19 protein-coding genes and 1 pseudogene are annotated in these 20,269 nt (G+C 66.6%); 10 read left to right on the top strand and 10 right to left on the bottom strand.

The genetic code is table 11. The features are described from left to right. The first annotated feature begins 1 nt into the window (after window position 1). The 6 genes and pseudogenes from cyoB to HUX88_RS14460 all read left to right on the top strand — a co-directional run bounded on the left by cyoB (window position 2) and on the right by HUX88_RS14460 (window position 5,709). Entirely contained in the window at window positions 2–2,002 is a 2,001-nt protein-coding gene (cyoB, locus tag HUX88_RS14485; RefSeq protein WP_176362226.1) for a cytochrome o ubiquinol oxidase subunit I, read from the top strand. Then, on the top strand, window positions 1,995–2,624 hold the full coding sequence (gene cyoC, locus HUX88_RS14480) for a cytochrome o ubiquinol oxidase subunit III (RefSeq protein WP_117010842.1): 630 nt from the start codon (window positions 1,995–1,997) through the stop codon (window positions 2,622–2,624). The genes cyoB and cyoC overlap by 8 nt, the downstream gene beginning before the upstream one ends. Then, window positions 2,621–3,028: a cytochrome o ubiquinol oxidase subunit IV gene (gene cyoD / locus HUX88_RS14475; RefSeq protein WP_176362225.1), complete on the top strand. Its 408-nt coding sequence runs from the start codon at window positions 2,621–2,623 to the stop codon at window positions 3,026–3,028. Before cyoC ends, cyoD begins: the two co-directional genes overlap by 4 nt. Beyond that, window positions 3,025–3,800, top strand: a pseudogene (locus HUX88_RS33280) (SURF1 family protein). The gene cyoD and the pseudogene HUX88_RS33280 overlap by 4 nt, the downstream one beginning before the upstream one ends. Beyond that, entirely contained in the window at window positions 3,801–5,177 is a 1,377-nt protein-coding gene (locus HUX88_RS14465; RefSeq protein WP_176362224.1) for an ATP-binding protein, read from the top strand. Beyond that, window positions 5,167–5,709, top strand: coding sequence for a response regulator transcription factor (locus HUX88_RS14460; protein ID WP_117010834.1), 543 nt, complete (start codon window positions 5,167–5,169; stop codon window positions 5,707–5,709). The genes HUX88_RS14465 and HUX88_RS14460 overlap by 11 nt, the downstream gene beginning before the upstream one ends. Window positions 5,710–5,838: 129 nt before the next feature. Here HUX88_RS14460 and HUX88_RS14455 read toward each other — a convergent pair whose 3' ends face one another. Further along, complete coding sequence (locus HUX88_RS14455; protein ID WP_176362223.1) at window positions 5,839–6,030, bottom strand: hypothetical protein; 192 nt, start codon at window positions 6,028–6,030, stop codon at window positions 5,839–5,841. A 237-nt stretch (window positions 6,031–6,267) separates the two neighbouring features. Here HUX88_RS14455 and HUX88_RS14450 point away from each other — a divergent pair, with 237 nt between their 5' ends. Then, window positions 6,268–6,948 carry an FxDxF family PEP-CTERM protein gene (locus tag HUX88_RS14450; protein WP_117010830.1) on the top strand — a complete coding sequence of 227 codons (681 nt, stop codon included), beginning with the start codon at window positions 6,268–6,270 and terminating at the stop codon, window positions 6,946–6,948. 10 nt (window positions 6,949–6,958) lie between these two features. On the opposite strand, the gene HUX88_RS14445 is transcribed toward HUX88_RS14450, so the two are convergent. Further along, window positions 6,959–8,176, bottom strand: a complete 1,218-nt coding sequence (locus HUX88_RS14445) for a M56 family metallopeptidase (protein ID WP_176362222.1) — start codon at window positions 8,174–8,176, stop codon at window positions 6,959–6,961. Then, window positions 8,163–8,543, bottom strand: coding sequence for a BlaI/MecI/CopY family transcriptional regulator (locus HUX88_RS14440; RefSeq protein WP_176362221.1), 381 nt, complete (start codon window positions 8,541–8,543; stop codon window positions 8,163–8,165). The genes HUX88_RS14445 and HUX88_RS14440 overlap by 14 nt, the downstream gene beginning before the upstream one ends. A gap of 79 nt (window positions 8,544–8,622) precedes the next feature. On the opposite strand from HUX88_RS14440, the gene HUX88_RS14435 reads away from it, so the two are divergent. After that, window positions 8,623–9,213, top strand: coding sequence for a 2'-5' RNA ligase family protein (locus HUX88_RS14435; RefSeq protein WP_176362220.1), 591 nt, complete (start codon window positions 8,623–8,625; stop codon window positions 9,211–9,213). A 19-nt stretch (window positions 9,214–9,232) separates the two neighbouring features. Further along, window positions 9,233–10,372 (top strand): putative peptide maturation dehydrogenase, encoded by a 1,140-nt coding sequence (locus tag HUX88_RS14430; protein ID WP_176362219.1) that lies wholly within the window; start codon window positions 9,233–9,235, stop codon window positions 10,370–10,372. A 21-nt stretch (window positions 10,373–10,393) separates the two neighbouring features. Here the strand turns inward: HUX88_RS14430 and HUX88_RS14425 are convergent, their stop codons facing one another. Beyond that, window positions 10,394–10,648: an NHLP-related RiPP peptide gene (locus tag HUX88_RS14425; protein WP_117010820.1), complete on the bottom strand. Its 255-nt coding sequence runs from the start codon at window positions 10,646–10,648 to the stop codon at window positions 10,394–10,396. A gap of 106 nt (window positions 10,649–10,754) precedes the next feature. Next, window positions 10,755–15,782, bottom strand: a complete 5,028-nt coding sequence (locus tag HUX88_RS14420) for a response regulator (protein WP_229219354.1) — start codon at window positions 15,780–15,782, stop codon at window positions 10,755–10,757. Window positions 15,783–15,899: 117 nt separating this feature from the next. On the opposite strand from HUX88_RS14420, the gene HUX88_RS14415 reads away from it, so the two are divergent. Next, window positions 15,900–16,850: a 2-hydroxyacid dehydrogenase gene (locus HUX88_RS14415; protein WP_176362218.1), complete on the top strand. Its 951-nt coding sequence runs from the start codon at window positions 15,900–15,902 to the stop codon at window positions 16,848–16,850. Window positions 16,851–16,871: 21 nt separating this feature from the next. On the opposite strand, the gene HUX88_RS14410 is transcribed toward HUX88_RS14415, so the two are convergent. The 5 genes from HUX88_RS14410 to HUX88_RS14390 form a co-directional block, all read right to left on the bottom strand. Continuing rightward, window positions 16,872–17,657 carry a GGDEF domain-containing protein gene (locus HUX88_RS14410; RefSeq protein WP_176362217.1) on the bottom strand — a complete coding sequence of 262 codons (786 nt, stop codon included), beginning with the start codon at window positions 17,655–17,657 and terminating at the stop codon, window positions 16,872–16,874. Then, a complete protein-coding gene (locus HUX88_RS14405; RefSeq protein WP_117010817.1) occupies window positions 17,657–18,043 on the bottom strand; it encodes a DUF1987 domain-containing protein in 387 nt (128 codons plus the stop codon). The genes HUX88_RS14410 and HUX88_RS14405 overlap by 1 nt, the downstream gene beginning before the upstream one ends. Window positions 18,044–18,060: 17 nt before the next feature. After that, window positions 18,061–18,618 carry a SiaB family protein kinase gene (locus HUX88_RS14400; protein ID WP_117010815.1) on the bottom strand — a complete coding sequence of 186 codons (558 nt, stop codon included), beginning with the start codon at window positions 18,616–18,618 and terminating at the stop codon, window positions 18,061–18,063. Between the two features lie 11 nt (window positions 18,619–18,629). Then, on the bottom strand, window positions 18,630–19,844 hold the full coding sequence (locus HUX88_RS14395) for a SpoIIE family protein phosphatase (protein WP_217916332.1): 1,215 nt from the start codon (window positions 19,842–19,844) through the stop codon (window positions 18,630–18,632). A gap of 113 nt (window positions 19,845–19,957) precedes the next feature. Further along, the gene (locus tag HUX88_RS14390; RefSeq protein ID WP_147330429.1) at window positions 19,958–20,215 is read right to left on the bottom strand and encodes a hypothetical protein; all 258 of its coding nucleotides are present in this window, start codon (window positions 20,213–20,215) and stop codon (window positions 19,958–19,960) included. Window positions 20,216–20,269 lie beyond the last annotated feature (54 nt).

The raw sequence follows: 20,269 nt of genomic DNA, 5'->3' as shown, positions 1-20,269 counted from the left end.
CATGTCTGATCTCAACCTGACCAAACTGATCTTTGGGCGGCTGTCGCTGGAAGCAATTCCATACCACGAGCCCATCCTGATCGGCACCTTCGCCATGGTGGCGATCGGCGGCCTGGCCTTCCTGGCCGCGATGTTCAAATTCCGCCTGTGGGGCCCGCTGTGGCGCGACTGGATCACCTCCATCGACCACAAGAAAATCGGCATCATGTACATGGTGTTGGCGATCATCATGCTGCTGCGCGGCTTCGCCGACGCGCTGATGATGCGCGCCCAACAAGCGATCGCCTTCGGCGACAACGCCGGCATGCTGCCGCCGCACCACTACGACCAGATCTTCACGGCCCACGGCACGATCATGATCTTCTTCGTGGCGATGCCGCTGGTGACCGGCCTGATGAACTACGTGGTGCCGCTGCAGATCGGCGCGCGCGACGTCTCGTTCCCGTTCCTGAACAACTTCTCGTTCTGGATGACCACCTTCGGCGCCATGCTGACCATGGTCTCGCTGTTCGTCGGCGAATTCGGCCGCACCGGCTGGCTGGCCTTCCCGCCGCTGTCGGGCATCGCCGCCTCGCCGGACGTCGGGGTCGACTACTACATCTGGTCGCTGCAGGTGGCCGGGGTGGGGACCACGCTATCGGGCGTCAACCTGATCGCCACCATCGTCAAGATGCGCGCGCCGGGCATGAACATGATGAAAATGCCGGTCTTCACCTGGACCGCGCTGTGCACCAACGCGCTGATCGTCGCCACCTTCCCGATCCTGACCGTCACCCTGGCGATGCTGTCGCTGGACCGCATGGTCGGCACCAACTTCTTCACCAACGACCTCGGCGGCAACCCGATGTTGTACGTCAACCTGATCTGGATCTGGGGCCACCCTGAGGTGTACATCCTGGTGCTGCCGGTGTTCGGCGTGTTCTCGGAAATCGTCTCGACCTTCAGCGCCAAGAAGCTGTTCGGCTACACCTCGATGGTGTACGCCACCGTCGTGATCACCATCCTGTCCTACCTGGTCTGGCTGCACCACTTCTTCACGATGGGCTCGGGCGCGTCGGTGAACTCGTTCTTCGGCATCACGACGATGATCATCTCGATCCCGACCGGCGCCAAGATCTTCAACTGGCTGTTCACCATGTACAAGGGCCGCGTGCGCTTCGACGTGCCGATGATGTGGACCGTGGGCTTCATGCTGACCTTCGTCATCGGCGGCATGACCGGCGTGATGCTGGCCGTGCCTCCAGCCGACTTCGTGCTGCACAACTCGCTGTTCCTGATCGCCCACTTCCACAACGTCATCATCGGCGGCGTGGTGTTCGGCTGCTTCGCCGCGATCAACTACTGGTTCCCTAAAGCGTTCGGCTTCAAACTGGACGAGTTCTGGGGCAAGGTCTCGTTCTGGTGCTGGCTGGTCGGCTTCTGGGTCGCCTTCACGCCGCTGTACGTGATGGGCTTCATGGGCGTGACCCGCCGCATGAACCACTTCGAAGATCCGTCGCTGCAAAAATGGTTCGTGATCGCCGCCATCGGCGCGCTGATCATCGCCGCGGGTATCGGCGCGATGCTGGTGCAGTTCTACGTCAGCTGGAAAAACCGCGAAGCGCTGCGCGACGTGACCGGCGACCCATGGGGCGGCCGCACGCTGGAGTGGGCCACCTCGTCGCCACCGCCGGACTACAACTTCGCCTTCACGCCAGTCGTGCACGAGAGCGACAGCTGGGCCGACATGAAGGCCAACCACTACCAGCGTCCGACCAAGGGCTTCGTGGCCATCCACATGCCGAAGAACACCGCCGCCGGCTTCATCATCTCGGCGCTGGCTGCCGCGCTGGGCTTCGCCATGGTCTGGCAGATGTGGATCCCGGCCGGCCTGGCGTTCGTCGCCATGATGGTTGCCATCATCACGCACACCTTTAACTACAAGCGCGATTTCTACATCCCTGCGGAAGAAGTCATCCGCACCGAAGAAGCGCATACTCGTCTGCTGGAAAGCCATGTCTGAAACTATCGCTAACGGCGCCGTGAGCGCCGACCCAAGCGCACGCTACTACGTGCGCGAACACCACCCGGAGAACGGCACGCTGCTGGGCTTCTGGCTCTACCTGATGAGCGACTGCCTGCTGTTCGCGGGCCTGTTCGCCGCCTACGCCGTGCTCGGCCGCAACTACGCGGGCGGCCCGACCGGCGCCGAGCTGTTCGACCTACCGACCGTGGCGCTCAACACCGGCTTCCTGCTGATGTCGTCGATCACCTACGGCTTCGCCATGATCGCCGCGCAGCGCAAGAGCGTGAAGGGCACCATCGTCTGGCTGGCCATCACCGGCCTGTTCGGCCTGGCCTTCCTGTACCTGGAGCTGGATGAATTCGTTCACCTGATCCACGAAGGAGCCGGTCCGCAACGCAGCGCGTTCCTGACCTCGTTCTTCGCGCTGGTCGGCACCCACGGCCTGCACGTGACGTTCGGTTCGATCTGGCTGGTCACGCTGATCTTCCAGCTGGCCAAGCACGGCCTGACGCCGGAAAACAACCGTCGCCTGATGTGCCTGTCGATGTTCTGGCACTTCCTGGACGTGATCTGGATCGGTGTGTTTACCTTTGTTTATCTGATGGGAGTCCTGCCATGAGCGCACACAATCACGACCACCACGGCCATGATGACCACGGCCATGGCCACGGCCACGACGCCGTGCCGCACGGCAGCCTGAAGGACTACGCGATCGGCTTCGTGCTGTCGGTGATCCTGACCGCGATTCCGTTCTGGCTGGTGATGCACAAGGCCTTCGACAAGTCCAGCACCACCGCCGCGGTGATCCTGGCCTTCGCCGCCGTCCAGGTGGTGGTGCACATGGTGTACTTCCTGCACATGAACGGCAAGATCGAAGGCGGCTGGTCGCTGCTGGCGACCTTGTTCACGCTGGTGTTGCTGGTCATCGTGCTGGCCGGATCGATCTGGGTCATGTACCACATGAACGTCAACATGATGCCGTCCATGGGCACGGACGTGCACAACATGCGCGACATGCAATGATGGACGGGCCATCGCGCCCACGTTCCAGCGCCCTGCGCATCATCCTGGCCATTGCGGCCGGGGTGATGTTTGCAGGGTTTTTTGCTTTGGGGACGTGGCAGTTATATCGCCTGCAATGGAAGCTGGCGCTGATCGAACGCGTCGGGCAGCGCGTGCACGCCGCGCCGGTCGATGCGCCGAGCGTGGCACAGTGGCCGCAGCTGAACGCCGAGGCCGACGACTACCGCCGCGTGCGGCTGAGCGGCCACTACCTGAAGGGTTCGGACACGCAGGTGCTGGCCTCGCTGGACCGCGGCATCGGCTACTGGGTGCTGACGCCGCTGTGCACGCCGGACGGCGCCATCGTCATGGTCAACCGTGGCTTCATCCGCGCCGGTTCCGGCGGCTGGGCGCCGCCGCCCGCGCCCCCGCCGCGCCGGCCGACGCCTGCGCGCGCGGCGGCGACACGGTCACCGTCACCGGCCTGCTGCGGCTGGGCGAGGCGAGGGGACGCCTGCGCGCCAACGAGCCGGCCCGCAACTACTGGTACACGCGCGACGTGCAAGCCATCGCCCGCGCGCGCGGATTGGCGGCCGTGGCGCCGTATTTCGTCGACGCCGACGCCAGCCGCGGCGCTCCGGCGGAGGGCGAACCGCTCGGCGGACTGACGGTAGTTTCCTTCGTCAACAACCATTTGGTTTATGCTGTCACCTGGTACGCGCTGGCGCTGATGATTGTCGGCGGCGCCGCATGGGTCGTCCGCGAGGGGCGCAAATCAAAAAAACAAGCATAAATGGCAAGGAAAAACGACAATCCGTATGACAGGGGCCGGCCGAACGCGCCGGTCATCGAGCCGCTGGCGGCGGTGAAGGCCTCGGCCAACACCATCACCCACGCGGCCGGACACAAGAACATGCAGCAGCTGATCCAGCTGCGCTGGATCGCCGTGATCGGCCAGATCACCACCATCTTCGCCGCCACCATGGTGTTCGACGTGCGGCTGCCGCTGCCGGCCATGCTCAACGTGCTGGCGTGCCTGATCGCCTTCAACATCGCCAGCACCTTGCGCTGGCAGGAAAACCAGGTGGTGTCCAACAGCGAGCTGCTGCTGGCGCTGACGGTGGACATCGCCAGCCTGACGGCCCAGCTCTACCTGAGCGGCGGCGCCACCAATCCCTTTGTGTTCCTGTACCTGCTGCACGTGATTTTGGGCGCGGTGCTGCTGGAGGCGTGGTCGACCTGGACCATCGTCGGCGTGACCGGCACCTGCATCGCCGGGCTGGCGTTGTTCTCCGAGCCGCTGTCGCTGCCGCTGGACCATGGTCGCGGCATCCTCAGCCTGTACGTGCAGGGCATGCTGATCTGCTTCGTGCTGGACGCGGCGCTGCTGGTCATCTTCATCACGCGCATCATGCGCAACATGCGGGTGACGGCCACCAAGCTGGCCGACCTGCGCCAGCGCGCCGCCGAGGAAGACCACATCATCCGCATGGGCCTGCTGGCCTCGGGCGCCGCGCACGAGCTGGGCACGCCGCTGGCCACGCTGGCGGTGATCCTGGGCGACTGGAAGCACATGCCCGAGTTCAAGGCCAACGGCGAGCTGCTGGAAGAGATCGGCGAGATGCAGACCCAGCTCATGCGCTGCAAGTCCATCGTCAGCGGCATCCTGCTGTCGGCGGGGGAGACGCGCGGCGAATCGTCGGCGGCCACCACGGTCAACACCTTCCTGGCGGATCTGGTGGCGGAATGGCGGGTGGGGCGGCCGGTGGTGGATTTCGAATACGACAACCGCATCGTGCCCGACCATCCGGTGGTGTCGGACTCGACGCTCAAGCAAATGATCTGCAACGTGCTGGACAATGCGCTGGAGGCCTCGCCGCAATGGCTGCGCATGGAGGCCGGCGTGAAGGACGGGCAGCTGGTGCTGCAGGTGACCGATGCCGGGCCGGGCTTCGCGCCGGCGATCCTGGCGCAGCTGGGCAAACCCTACAATTCAAGCAAGGGAAGGCCGGGCGGAGGCCTGGGGCTGTTCCTGGTGGTGAACGTCGCGCGCACGCTGGGCGGCGCGGTGACGGCGTCGAACCTGCAGCACGGCGGCGCGCTGGTGCGGCTGACGCTGCCGCTGTCGGAGATCGAAATCAAACCGGAAACGAATCAATATGACTACTGAAGAAGAACGCGTGCTGTTGCTGGTCGAGGACGACGCCGCCTTCGCCCGCACGCTGGGGCGCTCGTTCGAGCGGCGCGGGTACAAGGTGCTGCTGGCCGAAAACGTGGATGAAGCGAGCGGGCTGCTGGTCGATCACTCGCCGGGCTACGCCGTGGTGGATCTCAAGCTCAAGGGGAACTCATCGGGTTTGGCCTGCGTGCAGATGCTGCATCAGCACGACGCCGAGATGTTGATCGTCGTGCTGACCGGCTTCGCCAGCATCAACACGGCGGTGGAAGCGATCAAGCTGGGCGCTTGTCAATATTTGGCCAAGCCCTCCAACACGGACGACATCGAAGCCGCGTTCGAGCACGTCGCGGGCGCCGCTGAGCTGGAGCTGACCAACCGCGCCACCTCGGTCAAGACGCTGGAGTGGGAGCACATCCACACGGTACTCGCGGAGACCGACTTCAACATATCGGAAGCCGCGCGCCGGCTAGGCATGCACCGCCGCACGTTGGCACGCAAGCTGGAGAAGCAGCGCGTCAAATAAAATTTGGCTTAGCCTGACATTCGAACAAAAAAATTGGGGTCAAGTCTGACATTCGGACACGGCCTCTGCCGTAGCAGGCCTGCTACGGCAGAGGCCGTGTCCGAATGTCAGACTTGACCCCAAAGTTGATTAGCGGCAGGAGGCGTTTTTAAACGTGCCCAGCTGCGGTTGCGGTTCCCAGCCGCTGCCCATGTAGGCGTTCGAGCATGCCAGCGAGCCGTTCAGCTTGCTCTTGTACCACATGTAGGGCGCCGGCGCGGCGAACGCGCTCGCTGCGCAGACTGCGGCTACCAAACCCGCAATGATCATTTTCGATTTCATGGTTTCTCCTTGGGAATATGGCCTGCGGCCAGGAAATAATAGCCTATCGCAAACATTGTGGAAAAGCTATTGCTGTTATCGTATAGCTGGCATGTTGCCGGTATTGCATTGTTAAATTTGCACTCTTTCATGGTAAGCTTGCGTTTCGGGTGGATCGCCACATTTGAACAGGAGCTTATTTTGAAGAAATCGATTTTGTTGGCCGGTGTCGTCTCGGCCGCATTGGGTGGGACTTGGATGAACACTGCTTCGGCGGAAACCTTGTCCCTCACCGGCGCATCGGTGTACGACATCAACGCCGCAGGCAATTACATCGGCAACGGCTGGGATACCACCGGCGGCAATGGCGCCGCCAACCTCTATCTGCTTACCGCACGGAACGACGCCGGTTCCCTCGTCAACAGCGGCAACGGCGCGGCGACGTCGATCCACCAGGATCTGTCCATTCCGGGCACCTACACCTTCTACTTGCGCGCCGACGGCGGCGGCTTCAACTGGCCCACGCCCTGGGCAGGCCTGAACCTGTTCTTCAACGGCGTCAGCGTGCCAGGCGTCTCCGCGTTTGTCCCGTTCAATATCGCCGCCCCGGCGCCCACGGCGTATGGACATGGCAGCCTGGGCATCATCAATGGGGATGAAGTGTCGGCCGCCAATTCGCTGTCCTTCATCTCGGGCCAGCACACTGTCACGCTGAGCAACTTCACCTGGTTCGATTACGCCAATCCGGCGCTGCCGAACGCCAACCCCGATCTGGTCGGCGTGTTCGGCAGCGCGCCGAACGGCCTCGCCGATTACTCCGGCAAGTTCACCGTGCGCGTCACCGCCGTGCCGGAGCCCGAACAATGGGCGATGATGCTCGGCGGCGTGGCCTTGCTCGGCGCCATCGCCAAGCGCCGGCGCAAGCAGTCGGCCCAGTAAGGCGCCAGGCCTATTTCGGGAGCTGCGTGACCGTCAGCTCCATCTCCATGTGCGATTTGTCATCGGTGTCGATCTTGACCGTGGCAGGTTCGCCCAGCGCCACCAGCAGGCCCGGCTTGCCGACCGGTTTGCCGGCGTGCTTCACAACGGCGCTGATGAACATCTTGCCGTTGTCCGCCGGCGTGAGCGTGAGCTGCGCCTGCCATTGCCGGGCGCCTTTGCCGCTGCGGAAGCCTGCCGCTTCGCCGCTCCGCGTATGCAGGTGCGGCGCGCTGGTGGCGCCGTCCACGCTCAGTCTCACCGCGACATCGTAAAGCTGGCCCTTGGGTGCTTCCTGCGCCGCCCAGGCGGCCCAGCTGCCAGCGGCAAGGGCCGTGGCCACCAGGAAGCGGCCGGTCATACGCAAGGCATACGGTGTGGTGTGGGTCAGGCTCATGATTCTCTCTTTCAGCGGGTGGGTGGATTGCCATTGACATGTGAGTGGTGCTTCTTGCGCCGACAACTGGGTTTTCAGCATCGCCTTGGCGTAGCTGCGGCGCGCGCCGGGATGGCGGCGGATGACGCCAGCGTCGCAAGCGAGCTCCTGGTCCGCGCGCATCAGGCGTTCGGCGATATGGACCAGGGGATTGAACCAGTTCAGGCAGCGCAAGGCTGCGCCGGCGGCGTTCGCCCACGGGTCGCGGTGGCTGGCATGGGTGCGTTCGTGCGCCAGTATCAGTTCGCGTTCCTCAGGCGTGTAGCGGTGGTCGAAGTCCGCCGGGACCACGACCACGGGCCGCCACAGACCGACCAGCGCGGGCCCGCCCGGCAGCGAGTCCGCATACGTGATGTCGCCGCGCCGCGTAAGCTTGCCGAGGCCGCGCAGGTAAGCCCTTTGCCGGCCGATCTGCAGCGCGGCCGCGCCCAGCGCGCCAACCAACCAAACCAGCACGATACAGCCGCTCACACCCATCGATGAGGACACCGGCGCCAACTCGCGCATCGCCGCAGTGAACGATTGGGCGGAGGGCGCGGCGCGCAGCGCCAGCACGCTGCCTTCCGGCGCGGCGGGCATCAGCGCGGACAGCGCGCACAGGGGCACGGCCAGCCACGCGGCATAGGCAACGCCCGGACCGAAGCAGCGGCGCAGCGGCACCCTCAGCACGCACACCGCGATCACCGCCACGCTCAGTACGACGGTGGCGCGCAGCACTGCGGGCAGCAGGGCGGCGATGTCATTTGCCGTCATCGAGCTCTCCGATCAGGCGCTTGAGTTCCTGCAGGTCGGTCGCGCTCAATTTGCGGTGGCGAGTGAAGTGCGCCACCAGCGGCGCCACGCGGCCGTCGAACAGCCGGTCCAGGAAGCCCTTGCTCTCGCTGTGCAGCCACTGCTCGCGCGTGATCGCCGCCGAGTAGAGATAGCGCCGCCCATCCTTCTGCACCTTGACGGCGTTCTTGCGCAGCAGCCGGTTCAACAAGGTCTTGACGGTGGATTCCTGCCAGGCGCGCTCGTCGCCGATGGCGGCGGCGACGTCCTCCGCGCTGCGCGGGCTATGCGTCCACAACGCCTCCATGACGACCGATTCGGCTTCGCTGATCTGCGGGATGGCTTTCATACGCTCTTTCATTTACAGGTGTAATCGCTGCAAATGATTACAGTTGTAATCGACGCTGTCAAGCGTTAAACTGAGGCCCATGACACAACAGACCTTACTGCCGGGCTTCGAACCCGAGCCACAGCCGACGGACCGCATCTTCTTTGCGGTCCTGCCCGACGCCGGGGCCATCGCCCGCATCCACCACCTCACCGCCGAGCTGAAGACCGCACACGCCATGCGCGGCCGCCCCATCGCCGACGCGCGCCTGCACGCCACGCTGTGCAACCTGGGCGACTTTCCCGGCATGCCGGACAGCCTGGTCGCGCGGGCAGGGCAGACCGCCGCTTCGGTGGCGGCGGCAACGGCGCCTTTCGCCGTCTGCTTCGACATGGTCCAGACCTTCGTCAACCGTGCCCGCAACCGCCCGTTCGTGCTGGCCGGCGGCGATGGCGTGAGCGGCCTTGGCTCCCTGTATAAAAGTCTCGCGACGGCCCTGCTCAAGGCCGGACTGCCCGGCAACCCGCCCAGCTATACGCCGCACGTCACACTGCTGTACGATGATGTGACGGTCCCGCCGCAAGCCGTCGCTCCGGTTGAGTGGACGGTGCGCGAACTGGTGCTGGTCCACAGTCACATCGGCCAGAACCTGCCCTACACCGCATTAGGCCGCTGGAGTTTGCAAGGCTAACTTTCAAGGTGAGTCCATCATGCTGATCAGACGTTGCGCCGTGTTGTTCCTGGAACCCCGCGAGGATTTGGATATCGACTGGACAGCACTGTTCGCCGGCGACGGCCCGCTCGGCGCGTCCATGCGCTGGATGGCGCTGGCGCCGCATCTGGGCGAGGAGGTCGAAGTCACGCCGGACGAGGTGGCGGCATTGGGCGGGATCGGCCTGACGCTGTGGCAGGAAAGCGCCGACTGCGCGCAGCAGTACGGCGCCGCCGTGATCGCCCGCCTGCTCGAATGCGGCCTGCTGATCGGCGACGACGCCCGCTTCCGCGAACGCGACGAAACGCTGCGCTCCCAGAACTGGCGGCCCTTGTCGGCCGCCGCGCACATGTTCAGCCGTTGGGGCGACATGCGGGTCGACAAGGGCATGCAGTTCCCCAGCTTCGAGGAGCTGGTGGTCTCATACGGCACGCCGCCAGGCCCGGTCATCGAACGCTGCGCCGAGGGCGACGCCATCGCGCTGCCGTACCCCGATCGTGCGCGCCTCGACGACACGCTGTTCCAGCGCTACACCGGCCGCAATTTCGATCCCGCCGCCGCGCTGCCCATCGCCACCGTCGCGCGGCTGCTGCAGCGCGCCTTCGGTTCGCAGGGCGAGCGCGAAATGGCGCCCGACGCCTTCGTGCTCAAAAAGCTCAGCCCCTCGGCCGGCGGCCTGCATCCGGTGGAGGCCTATGTGCTGGCGCAGCGCGTCGAGGGCGTCGCGCCCGGCCTGTATCACTACCATCCGGTGCGTCACGCCTTGGAGCCTTTGACGGCGATGGACACCGCGCAAACCGCAGAACTGGCGCTGCGCATGGTGGCCGACCAGGATTGGTTTGTCGATGCGCCGATGATGGTGGTGCTGGCGGCGCGGGTAGAGCGCAACTTCTGGAAGTACCGCAATCACGCCAAGGCCTACCGCGCGTTGCTGCTCGACGCCGGCCATCTGTCGCAGACTTTCTATCTGCTGGCCACCGAGGCGGGGATGCCGGCCTTTGTGACGGCGGCGGTGAACGAGATCGATATCGAGCGGGTGTTCGGGCTCGATCCCTTGAAGGATATGGTGATCGCCGTATGCGGCTGCGGACCGGCTTCCGGCGCGCGGGATACGGTGGAATTGCGCTACGAACCGTAGGCCCCACCGTAACCCACGGGGCTAGCGCCGGCCCGACAGGAAGAACGGAACCGCGCCGGCGGCGTTTTCCAGCTTGCCCTTGATGGCGCGGCGGCTGGCGATGAAGACTTCCTTGGCGGGCAGGCTGCGCAGGGCGGGAATCTGGTCGGCATCGAGCTCGATGCCCAGGGTGCCCAACGCCAGTTGCGGATCCTTCAGAAAACTGGTGCGGAACTCGTCGTCGCCGGACAGCTTGGACAGCAGCAGATCGAGATCTTGCGGGGAGTGCATGGCCATGTCTGAACCTTTCGTGTGGGTATATGGAAATGTCGCGTGTCGAAACGCAAGACCATCGTAGGCCAAAGCCGGCGCCATCTCAAGCGGATTCGCAACTATCAAGACGCTAGCCGGTCCGGGCCAGTTCCGTGGCGCGGTCGGGCGGCCCGTCAGCGTTCCCGCGCGCGCTTTCCATTACGACATCGAACGCCTGCGCGAAAGCCATCAGCAAATCGGTCAGCGCAGGGGGATCGTCGCGCAGACGGTCTTCCAGCGCGGTGGCCGTCTCGAACAAATCCGTTGCCGAGATGTTACCGGCCGCGCCGCGTATCTTGTGCACCTGGTCGGCCGCCTTCAGGAAGTCGCCGTGGTCGATTGCATCTTGAATCTGTTGCAAACTCGCACCGAAGTCCTTGGCGAACAGGCCCAGCAAGCGCTCCAGCAGGCGGCCCTGGCCGCCCAGCCGTTCCATCGCCGCCTCCATGTCGATGCCGCGCACCGCGATGGACGGGGCCCGGTCCGGCGCGCCCCGCGCCGGCGCGGGATCGGCCGCCTCGGCGCGCGCGGGGCCTGGTTCGACCCAGGTCGCCAGCACCGCGTACAGGGTGTCGGGATCGATCGGCTTGGTGACGTAGTCGTTCATGCCCATCTCCAGGCAGCGCTCGCGGTAGCCGGCCACCGCGTGCGCGGTCATGGCGATGATGGGCAGCTTGCCGTGGGCCTGGTCGGCGCGGATCAGGGCCGTGGCCTGGTAGCCGTCCATGTCCGGCATCTGGATGTCCATCAGCACCGCGTCGTAGGCGCCGGCGGCGGTCATGCGGGCGGCTTCTTCGCCGCTGCTGGCCAGGTCCGCCTTGACGCCGGCGCGCTGCAGGATTTCGCTGGCCACCTGCTGGTTGATGCTGTTGTCGTCCACCACCAGCACGTGCGCGCCACGGATGCGCTGCACCGCCAGCGACGGCGGCGCAGCCAGCTTGACGGCCGGCTGGCCGCTCTCGATACCCAGCGCCGCCAGCACCGCGCCGCGCAGCAGGTAGGGACTGGCCGGCTTGTCGATGAAGGGCATCAGGCGGCTTTGTTCGGCGGTGGCGCGATCGTGTTCGCGCGCGTAGGCGGTCACCATCAGCACCGCCGGCACCGCCGACAGTTGCGGATCGTCGGCGATGCGGTGCAGGGTTTCGATGCCGTCCAGGTCCGGCATGGCGGCGTCCATCATCAGGATGTCGTAGGGTTCCAGCTGCATGGCCGCCACCGCCGCCGTGCCCGAGGCCACCGCGCGCGGCTTCAGGCCCATGCTGGCCAGCTGGATCTTGAGCATGTGGCGCACCGCCTCGCTGTCGTCCACCACCAGCACGCGCTTGCCCAGCACCGACGGCGGCAGCGGCGCCTGGCGCGGCGTCTGGTCGGCGGCCGGCTGCAGCGCCACGGTGAAACTGAAGCTGCTGCCGACGCCAGGTTCGCTGTCGACCTGGATCACGCCGCCCATCTTGCGCACCAGCTGCTGCGAGATCGCCAGCCCCAGGCCGGTGCCGCCGTACAGGCGCGTGGTGCTGGCGTCGGCCTGGGCGAAGGCCTGGAACAGGCGCGCCTGCTGCTCGCTGCTGATACCCAGACCGCTGTCCTCGACCACGAAGCGCAGCGCCACGGGCGCCTGGCCAAAGGCGTCGGCCGGCGCCGGCGCGCCGTGGTCGCGCTCCACGCGCAGTTCGATGTGGCCGCGCGCCGTGAACTTGAGCGCGTTGCCGACCAGGTTGACCAGGATCTGGCTTAGCCGCAGCGGGTCGCCCAGCAGGTTGGACGGCACGTCCGGCGCGGCCCAGATCACCAGTTCCAGCCCGCGCTCGGCGGCGCGCCACGCGAACAGGTCGGCCAGCTGGCTCAGGGTGTCGGGCAGGTCGAAGGGCAGGGCCTCCAGTTCCAGCTTGCCCGATTCGATCTTGGAGAAGTCCAGCACGTCGTTGATGATCTCCAGCAGGCTCTGGCCCGCGCGGCCGATCTTGCGGAAGTAGTCCAGCGGCTGCGGCGGCAGGTCCAGGTGCGTGCCCAGGCCGGCGAAGCCGAGGATGGCGTTCATCGGCGTGCGGATCTCGTGGCTGATGTTGGCCAGGAAGTCGCTCTTGGCGCGGGTGGCCGCTTCGGCGTTGGCGCGCGCCTGTTCCAGCAGCCGCAGCGCGCGCGCCTTCTGGTAGGCCGACACGAACGGCTCCTTCAGGGCCTTGAGCAGATCGAGGTCGCTGGCGGCGAAGGTGGCGCGGTACTGGTAGTTCTCGAACACCAGATAGCCTTCGACCTGGCCGTCGATCACCACGCGCACCGACAGCAGGGCGCACACGTCGCCGGGCAGCGTGTGCCGGCGGTGGACTTCGAAGATGTCCGGCGCGATCATGCAGTCGGCCGGCGCGTAGCGCAGCTCGGCCTGGCGCAGGTCGATGTTGTAGGCGTCCGCCGCCGCGTCGATGCGGCCCCACGCCGCGCGCAGCGACAAGGTCTCGGTGCCGGCCTCGCGCACCAGCGCGATCGCCGAATCGACGCCTTCGATGACGGTCGATTCGTGCAGGATGGTGTGCAGCAGCGCGTCGAAATCGAGCTGCTCGTTGATCGACTTGACGATGGCGTTGAGCTTTTCCAGGTGCCGGGTGCGCGAGTAGACCAGCGCCTGCAGCCGCTCGCCCTTGTGGTGCAGCTGGCGCACACGCCAGCGCACCAGCCCCCACGTCAGCAGGCAGGCGGCGACCAGGTAGCAGAGCCGGGCCCACCAGGTCTGGTGCCAGGCCGGCAGCACCACCACGCGCAGTTGCAGCTCCTCGGTGTTCCACATGCCTTCGCGGTTGCTGCCCCGCATGCGCAGGCGGTAGGCGCCGGGCGGCAGGTGCTTGTAGGCGGCGATGCGCCGGCTGGCGTCGGCCTCCACCCAGTGCTGGTCGAAGCCTTCGAGCAGGTAGGCGTAGCGGTTGCGCTGCGGGGCGGAAAAGTCCAGCGCCGCCAGTTCCACTTCGAAGCCCTGGTTCTCCGGCTTGAGGGTCAGCGTCGGGCCCTGGTCGCTGGCCATCTGCCCGGGCGTGATCGTCTGCTGGTCGCGCCGCACCGCGCTGATCACCAGCGGCGGGCGGAAGCTCCAGTCGCTCAGCCTTCCCGGATAGACCACCGCCATGCCGGCGGTGGCGCCGAACACCAGGTCGCGTTCCGGCGTGACCGTGCTGGCGCCGATGAAGAAGGTGCGGAACGCCAGGCCGTCGGCGCGGGTCAGCGCGCGCGCCTTGAACGAGGCCGCGTCGATCACGGCGATGCTGTCGGCGGTGGCGGCCCAGATGCGGCCGACGGGATCGGCCTGCAGCGACATGATGCTGCCGGCCGCCAGCCCGCCCAGCGTGGCGATACGGTGGAACACCGGCGCGCCATGCGCATCGCGTCCGGTCATCACGCAGATGCCGCCGCCGTAGGTGCCCACCCACAGGCGGCCGCGCGTGTCCAGCGCCAGCGAGAGGAGGACCGCCTCCGACAGCGCGGACGGCAGCTCGGGGTGGGCGTGGATCTGTTCCACCTTGCCGCTGTCGGGATCCAGCCGGTTCAAGCCGTTGCGGGTGGCGATCCACAAGCCGCCGGCGGCGTCGGGCACCACCGCGTGGACGCGGTTGTCGGTCAGGCCTCCGGCGTCGGCCGCGCCCTGCACGTAGCGGCGCACCGTGCCGGCGACCGGATCGTAGCGCAGCAGGCCGTCGAAGGTGCCCAGCCACAGTTCGCCCTTGCGGTTCAGGATGGTGCCGATGCGCGGCGAGGGATACGCCTCGGGCAGCGGGACGCGGCGTACCCCGCGCGCTCCGTCTCGGGTGCGGTAGAGGCCAAGCTGGGTGCCGATCCACGCCTCGCCGCCGCCGGCTTCGGCCAGCGACAGCACCATCCGGTTGGGCAGCGCGCTGTCGGGATGGGCGGGATCGGGACGCAGCGCGGCGCGGCGCGAACCGTCGGCCCGCACGATGTCGATGCCCTGGTCGGCCAGCGCGATCCACACCTGGCCCTGACGGTCGGTCATCAGCGCGGTGACCGCCGCTTCCGGCGCGCCCTGGGCGCCGAACACCGAGTCGACGCTCTCGTTGTGGGGATCGAACAGGTCGACGCCACGCTCGGTGGTCACCCACATCATGCCGCTGCGGTCGCGCAGCAGGGCGGCGGTGCGGTCGTTGCTCAGGCTTGGCGGCACCGCCGGTTGGTGCAGGATGCGGCGCCCCTGGCCGTTGCGGAACTCCACCACGCCGCCGCCGTAGGTGCTGGCCCACCAGGTGCCGGGCGTGGATTCGACCACCGCCAGCACCATGTTGGCCTGGAGTTCCTTGACGCCGGCGATGGTGAGCAGGCGCCCCCGGTCGGAGGCCGGATCGACCACGCCGACGCCGCTCTTGAGCGTGCCGAAGGCGATCTGGCCGAAGCTGTTCTCGCCCAGGGACATGACGGTGTCGCTCCAGCCGCCGTGGGCGTCGCCGCCGACGGCGACCCGGGTGATGGCGCCGCCGTCGCGCAGGCGCGACAGGCCGGTGGCGGAGCCTATCCACAGCGTGCCGGCGCGGTCCACCAGCAGGGCGCGGATCTGGTTGTCGGGCAGGCCGGGATGTTCCTCGTGGCTGTAGAGGCGCACCGTGCCCTGGACGGTGTCGTAGTATTTCAGGCCCTGCGGTGTGCCCAGCCACAGGTTGCCCTTGGCGTCGCTGGCGATGGCGCTGATCTGGCCCTTACCCAATTCGTCGCTGGGGCGGCTGAATTGTTCGGTGCGGCGGTCGAACATGCCCAGTCCCGCCGCCGCCGTGCCCACCCAGAGCCGGCCGCGCACATCCACGTGCAGCACCTGGACGAAATCGCCGGGCAGCGAGGCAGGGTTGCCGGCGTCGTGGTGGAAGCTGCGCATGTGATAGCCGTCCCAGCGCGCCAGGCCGCTCTGGGTGCCGACCCAGATGTAGCCGTCGCCGTCCTGCGCCAGCGTCAGGCCGATTGGATGCGGCAGCCCTTGTTCCAGGCCTAGATGCTCGAACAGGGGCGTGGCCAGCAGGTCCCAGCGCCCTGGGGCGGCCATGGCGGTCCCGCACAACATCGTGCAGGCCGCCAGCGCCGCCAGCAGCCAGCGGCGCGCGGCGGGACGGTGCGGTGTGGCGGCGTGGACGTTCAAATCGGGGCGCGCTCCAGGAAGGTGCTTCCAGCATACGGAAATGCCGGCGGAAAGTCCATGCAAAGCCACGTTGTGCGCCGTCCCTTGTACAATCGCCACATGAACGAGGATAGCGATATGAAACCAGAGATATTGGTGCTGGCGGCGAGTCCGTCGGCGGCGGTGATGGCGCGGCTGGAGCAGGCGTTCCAATGCCATCATCTGTGGCGCCAGCCCTGCGAGGCGCAGCCGGAATGGCTGGCCGGTGTGGCGCCGGGCATACGCGGCGTGCTGACGACCGGCGCGATCGGCATCGGCCCGGCGCTGCTGGAGCAGTTGCCTCGCTTGGAGATCGTCGCCGTCAACGGCATCGGCGTGGACGCGGTGGCGCTGGACGCGACCCGCGCGCGTGGCATTTTTGTCACCAACACGCCGGGCGTGCTGACCGACGACGTGGCGGATCTGGCATTGACGCTGTTGCTGTCGGCGGCGCGCCGGCTGCCGGCGCTGGACCGGCATGTGCGCAGCGGCGCGTGGGAGCGCGGCGTGCCGCTGGCGCCCACGCGCGCCCTGCGCGGCAAGGTGTGCGGCGTGTTCGGTTTCGGGCGCATCGGCCAGGCGGTGGCGGCGCGGGCGGCGGCCTTCGGCATGCGTACGCGCTACTTCCAGCCGCGCGCGGTCGACGGCGTGGCCGTGGTGCGCTGCGCCTCGCTGCTGGAACTGGCGCGCGCCAGCGATTACCTGGTGGTGTGCGCGCCCGGCGGCGCGGCCACGCGGCACGCCATCGACGCGGAGGTGATGGCGGCGCTGGGAGCCGAGGGGACCTTGGTCAACGTCTCGCGCGGATCGCTGGTGGACCAGGAGGCGCTGGTCGCCGCGTTGCGCGACGGTGCGCTGGGCATGGCGGCGCTGGACGTGTTCGACAACGAGCCGCACGTGCCGCCCGCGCTGCGCGAACTGGAAAACGTGGTGCTGACGCCGCACGTGGGCAGCCTGACCGTGGAAACCCGCCACGCCATGGGCCAGCTGGTGGTCGACAACCTGGTCGCCCACTTCGGCGGCCAGCCGCTGTTGACGCCGGTGCCGTGATGACTGGTGCGGACGGTTAAATCAATGGCAAGGAGCTGATACGTCTTCGGGCGCTGGCGGGGTGGCGGTGGGTTGCGGCGGTGGCAGTGGCGCGTGGACCTTGACGCAGTTGCGGCCGGCCCGCTTGGCGGCGTACAGCGCCTCGTCGGCGTGGCTGTAGGCGGTTTCGAAGCTGGTGCCGGCGCGGTTCCAGCTCAGGCCCACGCTGGCCGTGATCTGGCGGTCGATCGGCGCCGCGAACACCTGGTCGGCGATGGCGTCGCAGATGCTGGCCGCCACCTGCTGCGCCTCGTCGACGGAACTGGTCGGCCACACCACCGAAAACTCTTCGCCGCCCACGCGGCCTATCGCCACGTCGGGCCCCAGCAGCGCCTGCAGGCAGCTCACCACGGTCTGGATCACGGCGTCGCCGGCCGGGTGGCCGAAATCGTCGTTGACCCATTTGAAGTGGTCGATGTCCAGCACGATCAGCGCCATGTCGCCGCGCGCCAGGCAGCCGCCGGCCTGCTCGATGACTGCCGCCCGGTTGAGCGCCCCGGTCAGCGGATCGTGCGTGGCGCGGTATTCCAGCTGCTGCGCCAGTTCGTGCAGCTGGCGGTTCATCTGGTTCATATCGAGCTCCGCGCGGTCGCTGCGGCGGATCAGGCGGCGGCTCTCGCGCATCAGGCGCTCGTAGTGGACGATCATCTCTGCCAGCGCCGCGCGGGCGTCGGCGCGCGGATCGGCGTGGGCGGCCCTGGCGTTGGCCAGCGCCGCGCTTTCCAGCGCAAACAGGTCGGCTTCGTCGCGGCCGGGAATGGTCATCATCAGTTGCTCACCGGGTGGTCGTGGAAGTCCAGCGCGCCGAAATCGTCCTGCAGCTCCTGGCCGAATTCGAGGATGGTGTCGTCGTCCTCGTCGTGGTACCAGTTCAGGCGCACCTGGTTGCCGTCCATCGCGGCCTTGTTCAGCGCGTCGAAGAAGGAGAACAGCATCTTGGTGCTGGAGCTGTTGAAGTAGGCCAGCGAGACGTTGACCGTGATGCTGGCGTCATCGCAGGCGTCCAGGTAGGCCTGCACGCGCGCGATCACCGGGCCGTAGAAGGCTGCGGCGTTTTCCGGGTAGGACTCGCCCTTGATCGACAGGGTGTCCTGGTCGAAGCGGAAGTCGATTTCCGGCGAGGTGGGCGAGGCGCTGATGTAGAGTGGTTCCATGACTGTTCCAGTACTTTTTAAATTATCGCTTTGATGCAGAACACCGTGGTGTCCGGGTTGTGCGCTTCCTGCACGAACTCGAACTCCAGCGGTTCGCTGGCGTCGCGCGCCATGGTCAGGAAGCCCAGGCCCGCGCCCTTGCTGTCGGCCGGCGTCTCGTCGCGCAGCGCCTTCTTGTAGGCGGACTTGATCTCCTCCATCGTCATCGTGTGCAGCGGCTCCAGGCGGCTGCGGATGCGCTCCACATTGGCGCTGTCGACCGGATTGGCGCACAGCAGGAAGAAGCTGTCGTCCTTCATGCCGATGCAGAAGGAGCCGCGCCGCATCTGGTTGTCGCTTTGTTCGTGCGGCGTGAGCGTGTCCGACGAGTAGTGCATGATGTTCTGCGACATTTCGACGAAGGACGAGAAGATGCGCCGCCGCGTCGGCCCCGCCGCGCCGGCCGTGTCCAGCCGCGCCTTGATGGTCTCGGAGATGGCGGCCACCACGTGCTGCGAGAAATAGCCCACGTAGAAGAAGATGATGTGGCGCTTGCGGGCCACGTCCCAGAAATCGTTGAATTCTTCGTACAGCAAAATCGGCGCTCCTATGGGCGGAAACAGAAAAAGGTCAGGTCGTCGCGGCGCGGCTGTTCGCGTTGCCACGCTTGGTAGTCGGCCAGCATGGCGTCGCTGACGTCGCGCGCGCCGGCGCCGCGCTGGGCCAGCAGTACGTCGCGCATGCGACGCTTGCCGTAGGCGATGTCCTTGGCGCCGCCGATCTGGTCGATCAAGCCGTCGGTGGTCAGGAACAGCAGGCTGCGTTCCGGGATGGCGATGGTCTTGTTGGTCCACGCGTAGTCGAGCGGCGTGTCGACGTAGCCCACGCCCATGCGGTCGCCGTCCACCGTCTGCACCGCCTGCTGGTCGGGATCGAGCTGGAACAGCGGCAGCTTGGCGCCGGCGAAGTGCAGCTGGCGGCTGGCGTTGTCGAACCACAGGAAGGCGGCGTCCATGCCGTCGTTGGAGGCGGGCGCGCCGTGCAGGCCGTGGCGCTCGTCGACCTGTCCCAGCATGCTCTTGACGCCGCGATTGACCTCGGCGATCAGCGCGGCCGGATCGCGCGGACCCAGTTGCTGCAAGGCCTGCGCCAGGGTCGACGAGGAGATCAGCGTCATGAACGCGCCCGGCACACCGTGGCCGGTGCAGTCGGCGATGGCGGCGAACCAGCCGTCCGGGTAGCGCGCGAAGTGATAGAAGTCGCCGCCGACGACGTCGCGCGGCTGCCATTCCAGGTGGGCGTCCTTCAGGGCCTCGCGCAGCGCCAGGTCGGAGGGGCGCAGCAGCGAGCGCTGGATCACGCTGGCGTAGTCGATGCTGTGCATGATCTGGCGGTTCTTCTCGGCCTGCATATTGGCCACCACGTTCATCAGCTGCAGGCCGAAGCCGACGCCGGCCAAGCCGCCGTCGCGGGTGACGATGAAGCCGTCCGCCAGCGCCTTCTCGCCCGATTCGACCGCGCGGAAGGTCAGCGCCTCGATGCTCATGGCGGCGTCGACGATCAGCGGTTCCTTGTCCATGAAGGCGATGCAGCTCTTTTTGCCGTACAGCTCGTGGTAGAAGGGCTTGGACATCTGCGACATGAAGATGTTGCGGCTGATGAGGCCGATAGGGCGGTCGCCCTCGATCACGGGCAAGCTCATCAGGTCGCGGCGTTCGGTGAACAGCTCCAGCACGCCGAAATTGCTGGTGTCGGACGGCACCGAGACGGTCTCGACGCACAGGTCGGCGGCGACGGACAGGCGGAAACGGGGCAGGTGCAAACGAGAGGCGTTGAACTCCACGGGCTGTAACCTTTGGTTGACTTCAGTGCCCGTAATGCTAGTGGGAAATTGTTACCGGGCTATTACATCTTAACCAAAAGAAAAGAGTGTTATCAGTCTGCGCACAAGGACAGCATGAAGCCCAGGTGCTGGCTGATGGCGCCGCGTTCGGCGTCGAGGCGCTGCAGCTCGCCCTCGGCGGCGAATTCCTCGCGGATGGCGTGGCACTGCGCCAGCGTGGCGTCGAGCGAGCGCAGCATGCCGTGCAATCCGGCCTCGTTGTACCAGATGTGCAACAGCTTGCTCAGCGCGAGCACGGCGTCTTGTTCGGATTTCAGCAATTCGGCTTCGGCGATAGGGTGTGTGCTCACGGTTTTCATGGGAGGCGTGTATGAGGAACCAGTATATACGAGTCGTTCGAAAAG

It is taken from the genome of Duganella sp. BJB1802, from assembly GCF_013369445.1.
In the GTDB taxonomy this organism is placed as follows: Bacteria; Pseudomonadota; Gammaproteobacteria; order Burkholderiales; family Burkholderiaceae_D; genus Rugamonas; species Rugamonas vulcania_A.
This window is presented reverse-complemented; position numbering and strand designations above follow the sequence as displayed.